Annotated in this window: 18 protein-coding genes; 10 read left to right on the top strand and 8 right to left on the bottom strand. The window is 73.4% G+C overall.

Going from position 1 to position 17,350, the window contains the following annotated elements; all coding sequences use genetic code 11:
* Positions 1–61: 61 nt before the first annotated feature.
* On the bottom strand, positions 62–1,039 hold the full coding sequence (locus tag OG896_RS29945; RefSeq protein WP_329370339.1) for a carbohydrate kinase family protein: 978 nt from the start codon (positions 1,037–1,039) through the stop codon (positions 62–64).
* A 193-nt stretch (positions 1,040–1,232) separates the two neighbouring features.
* Between OG896_RS29945 and OG896_RS29940 the strand changes: the two genes are divergently transcribed.
* Both OG896_RS29940 and OG896_RS29935 read left to right on the top strand, forming a co-directional pair.
* Positions 1,233–1,433, top strand: coding sequence for a hypothetical protein (locus OG896_RS29940; RefSeq protein WP_329370337.1), 201 nt, complete (start codon positions 1,233–1,235; stop codon positions 1,431–1,433).
* A gap of 144 nt (positions 1,434–1,577) precedes the next feature.
* Positions 1,578–3,161: a hypothetical protein gene (locus OG896_RS29935; RefSeq protein ID WP_329370336.1), complete on the top strand. Its 1,584-nt coding sequence runs from the start codon at positions 1,578–1,580 to the stop codon at positions 3,159–3,161.
* Positions 3,162–3,278: 117 nt separating this feature from the next.
* Here OG896_RS29935 and OG896_RS29930 read toward each other — a convergent pair whose 3' ends face one another.
* Positions 3,279–3,632, bottom strand: coding sequence for a HesB/IscA family protein (locus tag OG896_RS29930; protein WP_328463099.1), 354 nt, complete (start codon positions 3,630–3,632; stop codon positions 3,279–3,281).
* A 249-nt stretch (positions 3,633–3,881) separates the two neighbouring features.
* On the opposite strand from OG896_RS29930, the gene nadA reads away from it, so the two are divergent.
* Positions 3,882–5,075: a quinolinate synthase NadA gene (nadA, locus tag OG896_RS29925; protein WP_329370333.1), complete on the top strand. Its 1,194-nt coding sequence runs from the start codon at positions 3,882–3,884 to the stop codon at positions 5,073–5,075.
* A gap of 132 nt (positions 5,076–5,207) precedes the next feature.
* Here the strand turns inward: nadA and OG896_RS29920 are convergent, their stop codons facing one another.
* A complete protein-coding gene (locus tag OG896_RS29920; RefSeq protein ID WP_329370332.1) occupies positions 5,208–5,789 on the bottom strand; it encodes a PadR family transcriptional regulator in 582 nt (193 codons plus the stop codon).
* A gap of 79 nt (positions 5,790–5,868) precedes the next feature.
* Between OG896_RS29920 and OG896_RS29915 the strand changes: the two genes are divergently transcribed.
* Both OG896_RS29915 and OG896_RS29910 read left to right on the top strand, forming a co-directional pair.
* Positions 5,869–6,345, top strand: a complete 477-nt coding sequence (locus tag OG896_RS29915) for a hypothetical protein (RefSeq protein ID WP_329370331.1) — start codon at positions 5,869–5,871, stop codon at positions 6,343–6,345.
* 9 nt (positions 6,346–6,354) lie between these two features.
* Entirely contained in the window at positions 6,355–7,230 is an 876-nt protein-coding gene (locus OG896_RS29910) for a GNAT family N-acetyltransferase (protein WP_329370330.1), read from the top strand.
* 81 nt (positions 7,231–7,311) lie between these two features.
* Here OG896_RS29910 and OG896_RS29905 read toward each other — a convergent pair whose 3' ends face one another.
* A complete protein-coding gene (locus tag OG896_RS29905) occupies positions 7,312–8,373 on the bottom strand; it encodes a nicotinate-nucleotide--dimethylbenzimidazole phosphoribosyltransferase (RefSeq protein ID WP_329370328.1) in 1,062 nt (353 codons plus the stop codon).
* A 494-nt stretch (positions 8,374–8,867) separates the two neighbouring features.
* Entirely contained in the window at positions 8,868–10,091 is a 1,224-nt protein-coding gene (locus OG896_RS29900) for a bifunctional adenosylcobinamide kinase/adenosylcobinamide-phosphate guanylyltransferase (RefSeq protein WP_329370326.1), read from the bottom strand.
* Between the two features lie 211 nt (positions 10,092–10,302).
* On the opposite strand from OG896_RS29900, the gene OG896_RS29895 reads away from it, so the two are divergent.
* Complete coding sequence (locus OG896_RS29895) at positions 10,303–10,533, top strand: hypothetical protein (RefSeq protein WP_328463108.1); 231 nt, start codon at positions 10,303–10,305, stop codon at positions 10,531–10,533.
* A gap of 134 nt (positions 10,534–10,667) precedes the next feature.
* Here the strand turns inward: OG896_RS29895 and OG896_RS29890 are convergent, their stop codons facing one another.
* The 3 genes from OG896_RS29890 to OG896_RS29880 all read right to left on the bottom strand — a co-directional run bounded on the left by OG896_RS29890 (position 10,668) and on the right by OG896_RS29880 (position 13,499).
* Positions 10,668–11,789: a S1C family serine protease gene (locus OG896_RS29890; protein WP_329370324.1), complete on the bottom strand. Its 1,122-nt coding sequence runs from the start codon at positions 11,787–11,789 to the stop codon at positions 10,668–10,670.
* Positions 11,790–11,907: 118 nt separating this feature from the next.
* Entirely contained in the window at positions 11,908–12,639 is a 732-nt protein-coding gene (locus OG896_RS29885) for a class I SAM-dependent methyltransferase (protein WP_329374370.1), read from the bottom strand.
* A 269-nt stretch (positions 12,640–12,908) separates the two neighbouring features.
* Positions 12,909–13,499, bottom strand: coding sequence for a DUF3043 domain-containing protein (locus OG896_RS29880; RefSeq protein ID WP_329370322.1), 591 nt, complete (start codon positions 13,497–13,499; stop codon positions 12,909–12,911).
* Positions 13,500–13,694: 195 nt separating this feature from the next.
* Here OG896_RS29880 and OG896_RS29875 point away from each other — a divergent pair, with 195 nt between their 5' ends.
* The 4 genes from OG896_RS29875 to OG896_RS29860 all read left to right on the top strand — a co-directional run bounded on the left by OG896_RS29875 (position 13,695) and on the right by OG896_RS29860 (position 17,235).
* Complete coding sequence (locus OG896_RS29875) at positions 13,695–14,489, top strand: PspA/IM30 family protein (protein ID WP_329370320.1); 795 nt, start codon at positions 13,695–13,697, stop codon at positions 14,487–14,489.
* Between the two features lie 31 nt (positions 14,490–14,520).
* Complete coding sequence (gene pspAA, locus OG896_RS29870) at positions 14,521–14,799, top strand: PspA-associated protein PspAA (protein ID WP_328463113.1); 279 nt, start codon at positions 14,521–14,523, stop codon at positions 14,797–14,799.
* 246 nt (positions 14,800–15,045) lie between these two features.
* Positions 15,046–16,509, top strand: coding sequence for a sensor histidine kinase (locus tag OG896_RS29865; protein ID WP_443057174.1), 1,464 nt, complete (start codon positions 15,046–15,048; stop codon positions 16,507–16,509).
* Positions 16,510–16,518: 9 nt separating this feature from the next.
* The gene (locus tag OG896_RS29860) at positions 16,519–17,235 is read left to right on the top strand and encodes a response regulator transcription factor (RefSeq protein WP_329370318.1); all 717 of its coding nucleotides are present in this window, start codon (positions 16,519–16,521) and stop codon (positions 17,233–17,235) included.
* The last annotated feature ends 115 nt before the right edge of the window (positions 17,236–17,350 follow it).

The following is a 17,350-nucleotide window of genomic DNA, read 5'->3' as shown; positions in this document are numbered from 1 at the left end:
GCGGGGACGTCCCGTACGTACGGTGCCGCGGCAACGGCCAGGCCGGTGCCGCGGGGTACGGTCAGGCGCCGATGTGCCCGCGCACCTCGTCGGCGGCCGTGTCGCCGTACGCCTTCGTGAACCGCTCCATGAAGTGGCCGCGGCGCAGTTCGTACTCCTGGGTGCCGAGGGTCTCGATCACCAGGGTGGCGAGCATGCAGCCGACCTGGGCGGCGCGTTCGAGGCCGACGCCCCAGGACAGGCCGGACAGGAACCCGGCGCGGAAGCCGTCGCCGACGCCGGTCGGGTCGACCTTCGCCTCTTCCTGCGCGCAGCCGACCACGATGTCCTGCTCGCCCTTGCGTTCGATCCGCACGCCCTTGGCACCGAGCGTGGTCACCCGGTTCTCCACCCGGTCCAGGATCTCCTCGGCGCTCCAGCCGGTCTTGGACTCGATCAGCCCGGCTTCGTACTCGTTGTTGAACAGGTACGCGGCGCCGTCGACCAGAATCCGGATGTCGTCGCCGTTCATCCGGGCGATCTGCTGGGAGAAGTCGGCGGCGAACGGGATGTTCCGGGTCCGGCACTCCTGGGTGTGCCGGATCATCGCCTCGGGGTCGTCGGCGCCGATGGACACCAGGTCCAGGCCGCCGGTCCGCTCCGCGACGTGGTGCAGTTCGATCAGCCGCGCCTCGCTCATCGCGCCGGCGTAGAACGAGCCGATCTGGTTGTGCGCCGCGTCGGTGGTGCAGATGAAGCGGGCGGTGTGCAGCACTTCGGAGATCCGCACCGAGTCGGTGTCCACGCCGTGGCGCTCCAGCCAGGCCCGGTACTCGGCGAAGTCGGCGCCGGCCGCGCCGACCAGGATCGGCTTCGTGCCGAGCTGGCCCATGCCGAAGCAGATGTTCGCGGCGACACCGCCGCGCCGTACGTCCAGCGCGTCCACGAGGAACGACAGGGACACCGTGTGGAGTTGGTCCGCGACGAGCTGATCGGCGAACTTGCCGGGGAAGGTCATCAGATGGTCGGTGGCGATTGATCCAGTTACGGCGATACGCACGACGGCGACTCCCGGGAAACGGTGGTGAGGTCCCCTCACGCTACCGGTCCCCGTGGAGTGGATGGCCGGGTTCCCCCCAGTGGCCAGGCCGTCCCCCGGCCGGCAACGGCAATCCCGGCCACAACGGCGGACGGCCGAAAATTACCGGTTGGTAGCCCTTTGTCCGCCCCGCGAACGTGCCTAGGGTCAAGGTATGAGTACTCCTCGCACCGCCCCGTACACGGAAAACCCCGAAAGCATGGCGGAACTGCTCGGCGACTGCCACCGCACCGCGCAGCACTGGAGCCACTCGGCCCCGGCCGCGCCGCAGCCCGCGCACGTTCGCCCCCCGGGTATCCACGTCCCGCCGAAGTCCGTCGCCGTCGTGCGGGACATGACGGAGTACGGCGCCTGACCAGGCACCCGACCGGGCGCCGCCCCCGCACCTCGCGCCTTCTCGCGCCCCACGCGCCCCAGCCTCACCCGAACGGTGGAACCGCTTCGCGCTCCGCCACGTCCCATGTGCACCTGACGGTCGACAGAGCCGAAGGAGCACCCAGTGAGCAAGGAACGCGACGACGGCGCCAACGAAGGCAGCACCCGTGGCACGCAGCCCGCGGCGAGCGCCGAGAGCCCGGAGAGCGGCGACCGCCCCACCCGTAAACCCCGGTGGGCCATCGCGGCGGTCGCGGCGGCCGTACTCGTGGTCGGCGGCGGTGGCGCCTGGTGGGCGTCCGCGGCGGGCGGCGGAGGCGGCGGCAACGCGGGCGACCCCAGCCCGCTGCGTATGGACGCCCCGGTGAACGGCGCCGCGCCCGGCGCTTCGGGGCCGACCGACGGCGGCGCGGACCTCTACCACCTGACCGGCACGCTGCCGCAGGGACCGGAGAAGGCCGCGGTCTACGCCGCGTCCGGCGCGCTGACCACCGCCGACGTGCAACGCCTCGCCCGGCTGCTGGGGGTGCCCGGCAGCGTGCGCACGGAGAACGGCTCGTGGCGGGTGGGCGCCGAGGCGGGCGCCGCCAAGCCGTCGCTCATGGTGAGCAAGGCAGCGCCGGGCACCTGGACCTACACCTCCGGCGGCGCGCCCGCGACGGGCGCGCGGACCGGCGGTTCCGACACCTCCCCGGTCCCCGCGGCGAAGGCGGCGGCCGTGGCGGCGCCGGTGCTCAAGGGGCTCGGGCTGTCCGGCGCGAAGGTGGACACCTCGACCGCGGTCGGCCCGATCCGCACGGTGAGCGCGGACCCGCGGGTGGGCGGGATGTCCACCCACGGCTGGACCACGTCGCTACAGATCGGCGCGGACGGCCGGATCAGCAACGGCTTCGGCCGGCTGTCGGACCTCGCGAAGGGCGACACCTACCCGGTGGTGAGCGCGGCCACCGCGCTCAAGGAGCTCAACGCCTCGACCACGATCATGCACCCGGGCGCCGTGAACGGCGGGATCGTGCCGTGCCGGGCCGTACCGGCGCCGTCCGCGAAGTCCGGCGCGAAATCCGGCGCGGAGTCCGGCGCGAAATCCGGTGCCACCTCCACGACGTCCGGCGGCGCCTCCTCGTCGCCCTGCGTGCCGAGCAGTGGCGGCGGGCAGTCGACCGAGGTGCGCGGCGCGTCCTTCGGGCTCGCGCTGGAGTACGTGTCGGGCGTCCAGACGCTGGTGCCCGCCTGGCTCTTCCAGACCGCGCCGGCCGGGGCGACCCGGACCTCGGTGGTGGCGCAGACCGCGGTCGACCCGCGCTACATCGCGAGCCCGAGCGGCAGCCCCGGCAGCGTGCCGCCCACCGGCCCGGCCTCTCCCCCGCCGTCGCTGAACCCGGGCGGGCCGATCCTGCCCACCAGCCCGGCGGACCCGGCGAACCCGCCGAGCGGCCGGACCGTGCACCGCGTGCCGATCGACTCCTACACCACCGCGGGCCGCACCCTCACGCTCGTCTACGAGGGCGGCGCGTGCGACACCTACCAGGCGTCGGCGAGCGCGAGCAGCGGCCAGGTGCGGGTGTCGGTGGTCGCGACGCCGAAGCCGAAGGGGACGGTGTGCCCGATGATCATCCGGTCGCTGAGCCAGAAGGTGACGCTGGCGGCGCCGTTGGGTGACCGCAAGGTGGTGGACGCCTCGAACGACCGGCCGCTCGCGGGCCGCTGACCGGCTCCGCGACCCGCCGGACACGACGAAGCGGCGGCACCCATGGGGGGTGCCGCCGCTTCCGTGCGACCGCTGCTGTGCGACGCGGTGGAATCCGCGACTCAGCGGCTCACCGACTCAGTGGAAGGAGTCGCCGCAGGCGCAGGAACCCGTGGCGTTCGGGTTGTCGATCGTGAAGCCCTGCTTCTCGATGGTGTCGACGAAGTCGATGGAGGCGCCGCCCAGGTACGGGGCGCTCATCCGGTCGGTGACGACCTTGACGCCGCCGAAGTCCTTGACCACGTCGCCGTCGAGGGCCCGCTCGTCGAAGAAGAGCTGGTAGCGCAGGCCCGAGCAGCCGCCGGGCTGGACGGCGACCCGCAGGGCGAGGTCCTCGCGGCCCTCCTGCTCGAGCAGGCTCTTCACCTTGGCGGCGGCAGCGTCGGACAGGAGGATGCCGTCCGTCGTGGTGGTCTCGTCCTGAACCGTCATGTGCTTCACTCCCGGGTTGTACGGACTGCTGGCTATCGATGCCTAACCGACGCCTATTCGGATTCATTCCGGGTCCGTGGCGACTTCTTCCTCACTCGTCCCTCCATGTTCGCACACGCCCAAGGGATGACCAGCGGTATGCGTCACACTGACGAAACCGGCATCGTCAATCTGACACGAACGGGTTATGATAGATAACGTCAAGTAGACGAGAAGGTCTGCGCGCTGCGAAGAAAGGGCTACGGGCCCGTGACCACCACACAAACGCCGACTGTCCCGACGGAGCCGCTGGACGTCCGGCCCACGCCACTCGCCCTGCTGCTGCTCGGCCGCGAGGCCGACCCGCGCAGCGAGCGCGGCGTGGAGTGCCCGGGCGACCTGCCCGCGCCGTCCGACCCCGACCTGGTCGCGCGGGCCCGGGCCGCCAAGGCCCGGCTGGGCGGGAAGGTCTTCATCCTCGGCCACCACTACCAGCGCGACGAGGTCATCGAGTTCGCGGACGTCACCGGCGACTCCTTCAAGCTCGCCCGCGACGCGGCCGCCCGGCCCGACGCCGAGTACATCGTCTTCTGCGGCGTGCACTTCATGGCCGAGTCCGCGGACATCCTCACCTCGGACGCCCAGCAGGTGATCCTCCCCGACCTCGCGGCCGGCTGCTCGATGGCCGACATGGCCACCGCCGAGCAGGTCGCCGAGTGCTGGGACGTCCTCGTCGACGCCGGTGTCGCCGATGCCACGGTCCCGGTGTCGTACATGAACTCCTCGGCGGACATCAAGGCGTTCACCGGCCGGCACGGCGGCACCATCTGCACCTCGTCCAACGCCCGGCGCGCGCTGGAGTGGGCGTTCGAGCAGGGCGAGAAGGTGCTCTTCCTGCCCGACCAGCACCTCGGCCGCAACACCGCGGTACGCGACATGGGCCTGTCGCTCGACGACTGCGTGGTCTACAACCCGCACAAGCCCGGCGGCGGCCTCACCGCCGAGCAGTTGCGGGCCGCGAAGATGATCCTGTGGCGCGGGCACTGCTCGGTGCACGGCCGGTTCTCGCTGGAGTCGGTCGAGGACGTCCGGGCCCGCATACCCGGCGTCAACGTGCTGGTGCACCCCGAGTGCAAGCACGAGGTGGTCACCGCGGCGGACTACGTCGGCTCCACCGAGCACATCATCAAGATGCTCGACGAGGCGCCCGCGGGCTCCGCGTGGGCCCTGGGCACCGAGCTGAACCTCGTCCGCCGCCTGGCCGCCGCCCACCCCGACAAGCAGATCGTCTTCCTCGACAAGACCGTCTGCTTCTGCTCCACCATGAACCGCATCGACCTGCCCCACCTGGTCTGGACCCTGGAGTCCCTGGCCGACGGCAAGCTGGTCAACCGCATCCAGGTCGACGCGGAGACCGAGCACTTCGCCAAGCTGGCGCTGGAGCAGATGCTGGCCCTGCCGTAACGCACCCGCCCGGCACCCCCGCCCGCGCCCGAGCGGGCCCGAGCGGGCCCGAGCACCCGACGGCCCCGGCCGGCGCACCTCCGCCGGCCGGGGCCGCCGCACGTTCAGCGCCGCACGTTCAGCGCCGCACGTTCAGCGCCGTGTGTCAGGCGCTTCCGGCACTTCCGGCACTTCCGGCACTTCCGGCACTTCCGGCACTTCCGCGAGGATGTCCGGCAGTTCGCTCATCCAGTCGAGCACGGCCCGCTCGTAGTGGATGCCGAAGCGCATCGTGGCGCGCTGGTACGGATTGAGGCCGCCCTGCTTCTCCGTGTCGAGGTATCCGGCGAGCCGCTGCTCGTGGGCCGCGCGGTGCCGCTCGACGTACTGGAGCAGCCTGCCGGTGTCGAGATGCGCCCCGAACGCCAGCGTCAGCAGCAGCGGGTACCGGATCTGCTCGGTCTCCGGCGGCTGCGCCATCCACTCCGCGAAAGCCTCCCGCCCGGCATCCGTGAGGGTGTACGGGCGCCGCGAGCGCGTCCCGGTGGCTCCGGCGTCGACGAGGCCGCGTTCGTCGAGCGCGCCGAGTTCCCGGTACACCTGGCTGCGCGTCAGGCTCCAGAAGTCCCCGATGAACGCCTCGGCGAATCCCAGCAGTTCATAGCCGCTCGCCTCGCCCGCGTGCAGGAAGCCGAGCAGCGAGGCGGCCGTCGGGTTGAGGTCGGTCCGCGTCACACACATCTCCCTTGACAGTCCACAGTGGACGGTGTTTGTCTGGTCGACACAGTCCACTGTGGCATATGGGGGAGCTTTCATGCATGCTGTCGTGTTGGTGGTCCATGTCGTGTCCGGCAGCCTCGGGCTGCTGGTGGGGCCGGCCGCGATGCTCGCGCCCAAGCGCCCGGGGCGCCATCCGCTACTCGGCCGGAGCTACCAGGTTCTGACCGGCACGCTGTGCCTGAGCGCCTTCGGCCTGGTCGCCTACCGGCCCTCGCTGTGGTGGCTCGGCGTGATCGGCGCGCTGACCTGGGCGGCGGCGCTGGCCGGCTGGTGGGTGCGGCGGGCGGCCTTCAGCGGCTGGCTGATCTGGCACATCAACCTGATGTGCAGTTCCTACATCTCATTCGTCACGGCGTTCCTCGTCGTGAACCTGGGGCTGGGGTCGATCGTCGCCTGGGTCCTGCCCGCGGCCCTGGGGACGCCCCTGATCACGCGGGCCACGGTCCGCGCGCTCCGTCCGCGCCAACCGGCCGTGAACAGCCCTGAACCGGCGGTCTCTGACGTGTCGTAAAGTCGAACGGTGATTCTTCGCCCCGTACGCGATGACGCGCAGGACGCAGGGGTCGTACGGGAGGTCGCGGCGGCCGCCTTCGGCGTGCCGCGGTCCCTGGACGACGGCGGGCCCGCCACGGACGGCGCGGCACGGGCCGCGCGGCAGGACAGCCGCACGCGGCATCTGGCCAGGAGCGACCCCGGCGGGTGCTGGATCGTCGAGGACGAGACGGCCGGGCCGGTGGGCACCGTGTTGTCGTCGCGGCGCGAGGGCACGTGGGCGCTGTCGCTGCTCGCGGTCGTGCCGGGCGCGCAGGGCAAGGAGGTCGGCAAGGCGCTGCTGGCGCGGGCGCTGCACTACGGGCGGGCCTGCCTGCGCGGGATCGCGTGCGCGCCGAGCGATCCGGTGGCCGCGCGGACGCTGCGGCGCGCGGGGCTGACGCTGCATCCGACGCTGCGGCTGTCGGGGCGGGTGGACACCGCCGGGCTCGACCCGCTGGACGGCGCCGTCCACCAGGGCACCGAACGGCACCGCGATCTGATGGACTCCGTCGACCGGCGCACCCGGGGCGGGGCGCACGGCCCCGACCACGAGGAACTCCTGCGGCACAACGCCCTGTTCGTCGTGGACGACCTCGCGGGGAGCGGCTACTGCTACTCCCGCGGCGGGCATGTCGAGGCGCTCGCGGCGACCTCCCGCCGCCTCGCGACCCGGCTGCTCACCGCGGCACTCGTCACAACCCCGCCCGGCGAGGCCGCCCGCGTCACCCACGTCTCGGCGGAGTCCCAGTGGGCGCTCGACGTGGCCGTCGCCGCGGGGCTCGACATCACGAACGACGGTTTCCTCTGCTTACGGGGTCTGCGGCCACCCGAACTGGCCATCCCCTCCCGCACGTTGCCCTAGGGGGTGCCCCTGCCCCCCCGGGCGGCCCGGATCTGTCGGCTCAGGGGCCACCTGCGGGTGGGTGGCTGGTCGCGAGGTCCCTCAGTCGACGGGCTGGGGCTCTTCGGAGGGTCCGAGCCCAGCGGAAAGCGCGGCTGCGGCCTGGAGGAGGGGGAGCGCCATGAGGGAGCCGGCGGCTCCGCCGACGGCCACGGCACGGTCGAGGAGAGGTTCGAGGGACACCCGGTCGAGCGCCTTGGCCTGCCCGGCCTCACCGGTGCCGGCCCCGGCCACCCACCAGTCGGGCGCGCGGAAGGCGACCCGCTGGGCGACCAGCGCGCAGGCCGCGCTGACCACACCGTCGAGAACGACGGGCAGCTTACGCACCGCGGCCTGCAGCAGGAACCCGGTGATCGCGGCGAAGTCGGCCCCGCCGACCGCCCCGAGCAGCGCGAGCTGATCCCCGAGTACGGGCCGCGCGCGGCGCAACCCGTCCCGGATCGCCGCGCACTTCCGCATCCAGGCGAGGTCGTCGATGCCGGACCCCCGCCCGGTCACCACGGAGGCGTCGGTGCCGCAGAGCGCGGCGATGAGCACACCCGCGGCCGTGGTGCCGCCGACGCTGAGGTCACCCAGGAGCACGAGGTCCGTACCGGAGTCGGCCTCCTCGTCGGCCAGCGCGAGCCCGGTGCGGAACGCCTTCTCCGTCTCCTCGGGGCTCAGCGCGTCCTCGATGTCGAGCCGGCCCGAGCCGCGCCGTACCCGGTGCGCGGTGACCGGTGCGGGCAGCTCCGCCGGGTCGCAGTCGACCGCCATGTCCACGATGCGCAGCTCCGCGCCGTACTGCCGGGCCAGGATCGCGGCGGGCGAGGTGCCGTCGAGGGCCGCCCGTACCAGCTCCGCGGTGCTGCCCGCGGGCCGCGCCGACACGTCCAGCGACGCGACGCCGTGGTCCGCGGCGAAGACCAGCGCGCGGGGCCGGGTGATCGGCCGCGCCACCACCTGCCCCTGCACCGCGGCGAGCCAGTCCGCCAGTTCGGCGACCTTCCCCAGCCCGCCGGACGGCTGCACCAGCCCGCTCCAGCGTTCCTGCGAGTCCCGGCGCACACCCGCGTCCGGTCGCTCCACCAGGGCCCCGAAGTCGTCCATCTCAATCCCACTCACCCGCCGAACAGTACCGGTCCGCTGCGCTTGGCTGCGCGGACCCTCCAGGCTGCTGTGTTCTGTCGGTTGAGGGACCACCTGTCGGTGGTGGTCGCTCGCGCCGTTCCCCGCGCCCCCTCGGCTACGCGCCGCCTCGGTCACGGTCCGGTTCCCGGCCGCACGCCGGTGGTGGGTTGCTCGCGCAGTTCCCCGCGCCCCTCGGCTACGCGCCGCCTCGGTCACGATCCGGTTCCCGACCCCAGGCCGGTGGCCTGCTCAGCGCGCCGTTCCCCGCGCCCCTTCGGCTACGCGCCATCTCGGTCACGGTCCATTCCCGGCCGCACGCCGGTGGTGGGTTGCTCGCGCAGTTCCCCGCGCCCCTCGGCTACGCGCCGCCTCGGTCACGATCCGGTTCCCGACCGCGCGCCGTTCCCCGCGCCCCTGGGGGATGTGCGGCTTCCTCGCGGAGGAAGGGTGCGTCGGCATCGGGCAGCCCGGGGGGCAGGGGCAGCGTGTCAGCGGAGGGGGATGGGGAGCCCTGAGACGGTGAGGAGGACGTGCTCGGACTCCTCCGCGAGGGTGGCGTTGAGGTGGCCGAGGATGTCGCGGAAGCGACGCCCCGCGGAGGTGGCGGGGACGACGCCGGAGCCGACCTCGTTGGAGACGGCGACGACCGTACGGCGGGTGGCGCGCCAGGCGGCGCGGAGGGCGTCGATGTCGGCCTGGACGGCCGCCGCCCCGGTCCGGTGCCAGGTCTCGTCGTCCCAGGCGCCGGCCGCGTCCATCGCGTGGGTCAGCCACAGGGAGAGGCAGTCCACGAGCAGCGGCGCCCCCGCGGGGTCAGCGAGCAGCGGCAGCAGATCGCAGGTCTCGATGGTGCGCCAGCCTGCGGGGCGGCGCGCACGGTGCGCGGTGACGCGTTCGGCCCACTCCGCGTCGCCGTCGCGGGTGCCGCCGGTGGCGACGTAAAGGACGTCGGGGAAGGCGGCGAGGCGCCGTTCGGCCTCGGCGGACTTGCCGGAGCGCGCGCCACCGAGGACGAGGGTGCGGCGCGGCAGGTCGGGGACGTTCTGGTAGTCGCCGACGACCAGGGTCGTGCCGTCGGGCACCGCGCGGGCACCGAGCGCGGCAAGGCGGCGGGCGAGTTCGGGCCCGGGCGGCGCGTCGTGGCCGAGGTGGACCGCCACCACGTCGGTGGTTCCGGCGACGGCGCCGACCGCCCGCAGCCGGGCGAGCGCGTCGGGCCGCCCGACCACGTCGAGCAGCACCATGTCGTACGGCACCGCGTCCGCCCCGGCAGCGTGGTCGCCGTTGTCCGCGAGGCCCGCCGGGGCGCATCCCGGCGGCAGGTACAGCACGCGCAGCCCCTGCGGCGACTCGACCTCGTACCCGGTGCCGAGCGCGTCGGTCGCGACGGCACGCACCCGGTGCCCGGTCAGCACCGACAGCCGCTGCCCGTCCGGCACCCGGGCCGGCGCGGGCAGCCCGGGCGGGATCTCCACCGGCGGGCCGTCGTGCGGATGCGACAGCAGTACGAGGCGTAGCCCGCCGAGGGTCTGTCCGGCGCGGGCCGCGGCCAGCGCGGCCCCCGGGACCAGGTCGAGCAGCACGACGCCGTCGACGAGCACCGAAGTGGCGCCGCGCGCCCCCTCCCCCGTGGCGAGGGCGCAGACGGCACAAGGGCAGTCGGGCACCGGCAGGCCCTCGGGGCCGCCGGTGCCGAGCAGAGTCAGTTCCACGGGACGATCGTCTCGCGCCCGCCGGGCGCGGGCGCGCGGGGGCCGCCCAAGCGGCTGCCGTACGACGCCCGGGGCACCCTGGCCCGTGGCGACTTCGGGGCGCCCTCTCGACGGCTCCGGGGCGCGCTGGAAGGATCATCGATGCCCCGGCGAATCGTGCAGATACGCTTCCTGGGCACTGTCCTCCATTTCCCGGACCGAGGAGAAGCACATGGCGTGGACGTGGCGGTTCGAGGCGGCTGACGGCACCGAGGTGGAGCCCGCGGTGCAGCCGGAGGAGTTCCCCACCCAGGGCGACGCCGAGTCGTGGGTCGGCGAGGTCTGGAAAGAGCTTGCCGCCGGCGGCGCCGACCAGGTCACCCTCTTCGAGGACGGCACCCGCGTCTACGGCCCCATGAGCCTCTCCTCGCCAACCGACGAAGCGGCGACGGACGAGCCGTAACGGGCCCCCCGGGTCGCCCGGTTGCGGATGTGCCGGGGCCTTCCGGTCCCAGGGTGGCCGGCCGCGCACCCACCGGAAGGTCCCGGAACGCGCGGGACGGGGCACCCGGGCGGGTCAGGTCAGGTCCAGTCAGGTCAGGTCAATGACCCGAGGGTGACCTCGGCCGTCTTCGTGCTGGAGTCCCGCACATACGTGACCTTGACCTTGTCGCCCGGCTTGAGCTCCGCCAGCACCTCCGTCAGCGACTGCACCGTGGTGATCGGCGTGGAGCCGACCTTCGTGATCACGTCCCCGGCCTTCAGCCCGGCCTTCGCGGCGGCGCCCCCCTTCGTCGCGCTGACGATCGCCGCGCCGGCCGGCTGGAAGTTCGATCCGACGACCCCGCGGACGGTCACGTCGAGCGCGGCCCGCCCGGAGTCGGTGACCTTGCCGCTCTTGATGATCTGGTCGGCGATCCGCTTGACCGCGGAGGAGGGGATGGCGAACCCGATCCCGGGCGCCGCGCCGCTGCCGAGTTGGGGGTCGGTGGCGGCGAGGGTGGGGATGCCGATCACCTGGTTGTCGAGGTTGACCAGCGCGCCGCCGCTGTTGCCGGGGTTGATCGCCGCGGACGTCTGCACCATGTCGGGGATGGTGGCCCCGGTGCCGCCGCTGGAGCCGCTGGAGCCGTCGGAACCGCTCTCGCTGACGGTGCGCCCCGTCGCGGAGACGATGCCCTGGGTGACGCTGCTGGACAGGCCGAGCGGGTTGCCCATGGCGAGCACGATCTCCCCGACGGCGGCGGTGCCGCCCGGCGCGAAGGTGGCCGGCTTGAGTCCCTTGGGCACCGAGGAGAGCCGGATGACGGCGAGGTCGCCCGCGGGATAGGACGACACGAGCCTGGCGGCCAGCGGGCTGCCACCGGTGGCCAGCGACACCTGGAACGAGGTGGCGTTCCCGATGACGTGCGCGTTGGTGACGATGTCGCCCTTGCTGTCGTAGACGACGCCGGACCCGAGGTCCTGCTTGGTGGTGATCTGGACGACCGAGGGCAGCACGTTCTTGACGGTGCTCTGGTAGGCGTTCTGCAGGGCGTCCGAGGAGCCGGCCTTGTCCACCGCGGCCTTGGCGACGGGTGCCCCGGGGCCGGCGTCGGACGCGGCGCGGGGCGAGGGACTGCATCCGGAGGCGAGCAGGACGGCGGTGCACGCCACGGCGGTACCGGTGGCGGGCAGCAGGAAACGGTGGCGGCGGTGGTCGTTGCGCGATCGACTCATGCCCGAATTGTCGCTTTCGCGAAGTCCCGTGGCGCGGCCCGGACCGCCAATCGGGTCGTATGACCGCTCGGCGCGGTACGCAGCTCAGCGCGGCGCTCCGCTCAGCCTCGTACCCCGGTCAGCCCCGTACCCCGCACAGGTGGAGCAGCGCGGCCACCGCGCGGTACGGGTCGGTCCGGCCCGCCTGCTCCTCGGCCGCCAGCAGCAGGTCCAGCTCGTGCGGGTCGGGCGGGATCAGCGCCAGGTCGGGGGCGCTGTCGGTGAAGATCCGCACGCCGTACCAGGCGCGCAGCGGTACCCCGATGCCGTCGAGCACCGCGGTCAGTGCCGCGCGGCGGTCGGCGCGGGTGGCCAGGCCGAGCCGGTTGGTGTAAGCGTCGGAGCCGAAGGCGCCCAGCGCGGCCGTCCAGTCGCCGAACAGGCCCGGGCGCATGGCGAGCGCGTCGCCGTTGCGCACCAGCAGGGACAGCAGGCCGCCCGGGGTGAGCACGCGGGCCAGCGCGGCGAGCAGCGGCTCGGGGTCGGGGACGTACATCAGCACGCCGTGGCAGAGCACCACGTCGAAGCAGGCGGGGCCGAAGTGCCGGCCGGTCTCGCGGCCGTCGCCGCGCAGCAGCACGAAGCGCTCGCGGACGTCAGCGGGCTCTGCCGCGACCGCCTGATGGAGCGCAGCCAGCATCGCCGGGTCGGACTCCAGGCCGGTGACCAGGTGGCCGAGCCGGGCCAGCCGCAGCGACTGGGTGCCCTGGCCGGGGCCGATGTCCAGCACCCGCAGCCGGCGCCGGGCGTGCGCGCCGGCCGGCTGCGGGAAGCACGCGTCCAGCTGCTCGTCGAGCTGGCGGGCGACCAGTTCCTGGCGGACGGTGTTCCGCAGTCCGCCGAGCCCGGCAAGCCAGCTGTCGGCGCCGCCGGTGAAGCCGCCCGAGCCGGGTCCGCCCGGAAGTGCCGGCCCCGGCCCGCCGCCTCGGCCGAAGCCCGTGGCGAACCCGTCGCCGGCCCCCGACCCGTCGCCGGAGCCGGCCGGCCCACCATGCGGACCGGCGGCGCCGCCGGGCATACCGCCGGGCGCGCCGTCGCCGTATCCGTAGTCGTACCCCGCCGGGCCCCCGTGCCCTCCGGTCAGAGTTTGGTGCCGCGGCTGACCTGCGGCTTCGGCAGCCGCAGCCGCCGCATCTGGAGGGTCCGCATCAGTGCGTAGGCGGTCGCGCCCTTGGTGTTCTTGTCCGCGAACCGCAGCCGGAGCTGGCGGCGCAGCAGCACGCTGGTGACCACCGAGTCGATCACGATCCCCACGATCACGACCAGCCACAGCAGCAGCGACAGGTCCTGCATGGAGCCGGCGATGCTCAGCACCAGGATCACGACCGCCAGCGGCAGGAAGAACTCCGCGACGCGGTAGCGGGAGTCGACGTAGTCCCGGACGAACTTGCGCACCGGTCCCTTGTCGCGCGGCGGCAGGTAGCGCTCGTCGCCCCCGGCCAGCGCCTGGCGCTGCTTGGCCATGTCAACCCTGCGGGCCTCCCGGGCCTGCTTCGCCGCCGACTTCCGGTCGGTGGGCGTGCTCACCGCCTTACGGCGCTGGCTCTGCGCCTCGCTTCGCTTGGGCGTGGGGCGGCCCTTGGGAGCCTGCGGGTCACGCGACTGGTCCTCCAGCAGCGCCGTGTTACTGGCGCTCTGGGCCTGCTCATCATGGGAACGACGTCGGAACACATCTCCCAGGTTACGTGGTTCCGGCGCCGCACCCCAGCCCCTCACGTACTCCTTGGGCCCTAGGTCACCGAACCGTGATCGTCCCTACGGATGACCGCATCCGATCCCGAACAGTGCGGTAATGGAACCAAGGCCCGTAGGCTGGGGTCTGTAGAGGTGCTGGAGCAGTTGCCGAGAAGGGGGCGCGCGAGGCCCATGAGCGGTGTCATGAAGCGGATGGGAATGATCTTCCGCGCGAAGGCCAACAAGGCCCTGGACCGGGCCGAGGACCCGCGCGAGACCCTCGACTACTCGTACCAGAAGCAGCTTGAGCTGCTTCAGAAGGTGCGCCGAGGAGTGGCCGACGTGGCCACGTCCCGCAAGCGGCTGGAATTGCAGCTCAACGAGCTGAACAAGAAGTCATCCACCTACGAGGACCAGGGCCGCAAGGCGCTCGCGCTCGGCCGGGAGGATCTGGCCCGCGAGGCGCTGTCCCGCCGGGCCGCGCTCCAGCAGCAGGTCACCGACCTGGAGACGCAGCACACCCAGCTCCAGGGCGAGGAGGAGAAGCTCACGCTCGCCTCCCAGCGGTTGCAGGCCAAGGTGGACGCCTTCCGCACGAAGAAGGAGACCATCAAGGCCACGTACACCGCGGCCCAGGCGCAGACGCAGATCGGCGAGGCGTTCTCGGGTATCTCCGAGGAGATGGGCGACGTCGGCATGGCGATCCAGCGTGCCGAGGACAAGACCGAGCAGCTGCGCGCGCGGGCCGGTGCCCTCGACGAGCTGATGGCCTCCGGCGCCCTGGACGACCCGAGCGGCCTCGCCAAGGACGACCTCCAGGCGGAGCTGGACCGGCTCTCCGGCGGCAGCGACGTCGAGCTGGAACTCCAGCGGATGAAGGCGGAGCTGGCCGGCGGCAGTGGCAGCACCCCGGCGATCGAGGGCGGTCAGAGCGGCCAGGGCACCCAGGGGCAGCCCCAGGACACGCCCCGGTTCGACAAGAACTAGTCGCCCTACCGAGCCTTACGGAGGAGCCGTCGTGATCGTACGGATCATGGGGGAGGGCCAGGTGCAGGTGGAGGACTCCCACCTCACCGCGCTCAACAAGCTCGACACCGAACTGCTCGCCGCCGTCCAGTCCGGCGACGAGCCCGCTTTCCGCCGAACCCTCAGCGCCCTCCTCGACGGCGTCCGCGGCTTCGGTGAACCTCTCCCCGACGACGCCCTGATGCCCTCGGAGCTGATCCTCCCGGCACCGGACGCCACCCTGGAGACGGTCCGCGACATGCTCAACGACGACGGCCTCATCCCGGGATAGCCCCTCTGGGGCAGGTCCGCCGTCACAACAGTGCCCAGCAGGGGCGCGGGGAACTGCGCGGGCAACCGGCCCCCGGCCGGTGGTCCGGACACGACAGCGACAGCCCCTTCGGGTCGGTGACGACCCGCGGGGGCCGCGACGTGGCTGAGCGCGCGGTTCCCCGCGCCCCTGCGTGTGTGCGGCTCCCTCCGCGGAAGGAGCTCAAGACGGCCGGGCACCCCGCGGGGGGTATTACCGTTGCTTACCGTGCAGTACCCATCGGGAGTCCTCGCGCCGTGGCAGTGGCTGCGGGCCCACCAGACCACGGCCGACGCCGGGCTGGCGGCAGCCGTCTTCGTGGTGATCCTGCTGGGCAGCGTGCTGGGCGCGGACACCTACCAGCTGAGCCCGGTGGACGTCGGCCTGGCCGCGCCCGCCTGCGCCTCGCTGAGCCTGCGCCGCCGCGCCCCGTGGTCGGTGCTCGCCTTCACCTGCGCGTTGTGCGCCGTGTTCACCGCGCTGCGCCCGGCCGACGGCCGGGTCCCGGTGATCCTGGCGGCGGCGATGGCGCTGTTCACGGTCGCGGCCCGTACCGACCGGCACACCACGTGGCTGACCGGTCTCGCGGTCTGCGTCGGGCTGACCGCGCTCGCGATGTCCTTCGGCAACGGCCCCTGGTACGGCCAGGCGAACTTCGCGGTCTTCGCGTGGACCGGGATGGCGGCCGCGGCCGGTGACGCGGTGCGCAGCCGCCGGGCGTACATCACCGCGATCGAGGAGCGCGCGGAGCGGGCCGAGCGCAGCCGGGAGCAGGAGGCGCGGCGGCGGGTCGCCGAGGAGCGGATGCGGATCGCCCGCGAGCTGCACGACGTCGTCGCCCACCACATCGCGCTGGTCAACGTCCAGGCGGGCGTGGCCGCGCATGTCATGGACTCCCGCCCGGACCAGGCCAAGCAGGCCCTCGCCCACGTCCGCGAGGCGAGCCGGACCGCGCTGGCCGAGCTGCGCACCACCGTGGGGCTGCTGCGGCAGTCCGGCGAGCCCGAGGCGCCGATGGAGCCGGCGCCGGGGCTGGCGGTGCTGGACCAGTTGCTGGACGGCTTCCGGCGGGCGGGGCTGCGGGTCGCGGTCGAGTGCGAGGGCCAGGGGCCGGACGGGGCGGAGCCGCCCGCGCTGCCCGCGTCCGTGGACCTGACCGCGTACCGGGTGATCCAGGAGTCGCTGACCAACGTGCAGAAGCACGCCGGGCCGCAGGCGGGCGCGGTGGTGCGGATCAGCCGGGCCGGCGGCGAGTTGCGGGTCGTGGTGGACGACGACGGCGCGCCCGGGGCCGCGGCCGGGCCGGTGTCGCCGCTGTTCGGCGGGGCGGTGCCGGAGCAGGACGCCGGCGTGGCGCGGGACCGCGGCGGGCCGGAGGAGGCGCGCGGCGGGGCGCCGGAGCGCGTGCGTACGGCGGCGGGCGGCGCGGACGCGGGTGCTCCGGCGCGCGGCACGGGCGCGGGAGGAGCGGGGGGCGGCGCGGGAGGAGCGGGAGGCGGCACGGGCGCGGGAGGAGCGGGAGGCGGCGCGGGAGGAGCGGGGGGCGGCCACGGCCTGCTCGGCATGCACGAACGCGCCTCCGCGCTCGGCGGGGTCTGCCGCACCGGCGCCCGGCCCGGCGGCGGCTTCCGCGTCTCGGTCCGGCTGCCGCTGACGGTGCCCCCGCACGGTTCGGCGACGCCGTCCCCGTAACCTGGCCGTATGGCGACGACCCTTGGCAACGGTGAGGTTCCCCCGCTCGGCGTCGTGAAGGTGCTGCTCGCCGACGACCAGGCGTTGCTGCGGGGCGCGTTGCGCATGCTGGTGGAGTCCGAGCCGGACATGGTCGTGGTGGGCGAGGCGGTGGACGGGGCCGAGGCCGTCCGGCTGGTGCGGGCCGAGCGGCCGGACGTGGTGCTGATGGACATCCGGATGCCGGGCACCGACGGGATCGCGGCCACCCGGGAGATCCTCGCCGACCCCGAACTCGCCAGGACCGCGGTGCTGGTGCTGACCACCTTCGAGGCGGACGAGTACGTGGTGCGGGCGATCCTCGCCGGCGCCTCCGGGTTCCTCGGGAAGGGCGCCGAGCCGGACGAGCTGCTCAGTGCGATCCGCACCGTGGCCAAGGGTGAGGCGCTGCTCTCCCCCGCCGCCACGAGGAGCCTGATCTCCCGGTTCGTCGCCCAGCAGCACGGCGTCGATGACGAACCGCGCACCGTGCCGGGCCTGGACACCCTCACCTCCCGCGAGCGCGAGGTCCTCATCGAGGTCGCCGGCGGCCTCCCCAACGACGCGATCGCCGCCCGCCTCGGGGTCAGCCCGCTCACCGTGAAGACCCATATCAACCACACCATGGCCAAACTCGCGGCCCACGACCGTGCCCAACTCGTCGTCGCCGCCTACGAATCCGGCCTGGTCCGCCCCCAACGCCCCTGACCTCGCGGAACGTTGCCGCCGGGAGGGCACCGCGGCGGAATTCCGCCGCCGGGAAACGCACAGATTCGGACAGGTGAACGCGCTCTCAGAAAAATGAAAGCAACAAATGTTGACC

The sequence above is a fragment of the Streptomyces sp. NBC_00669 genome, assembly GCF_036226785.1.
In the GTDB taxonomy this organism is placed as follows: Bacteria; Actinomycetota; Actinomycetes; order Streptomycetales; family Streptomycetaceae; genus Actinacidiphila.
The sequence above is the reverse complement of the archived record's forward strand: the minus strand, read 5'-3'. Positions and strand labels throughout refer to the sequence as shown.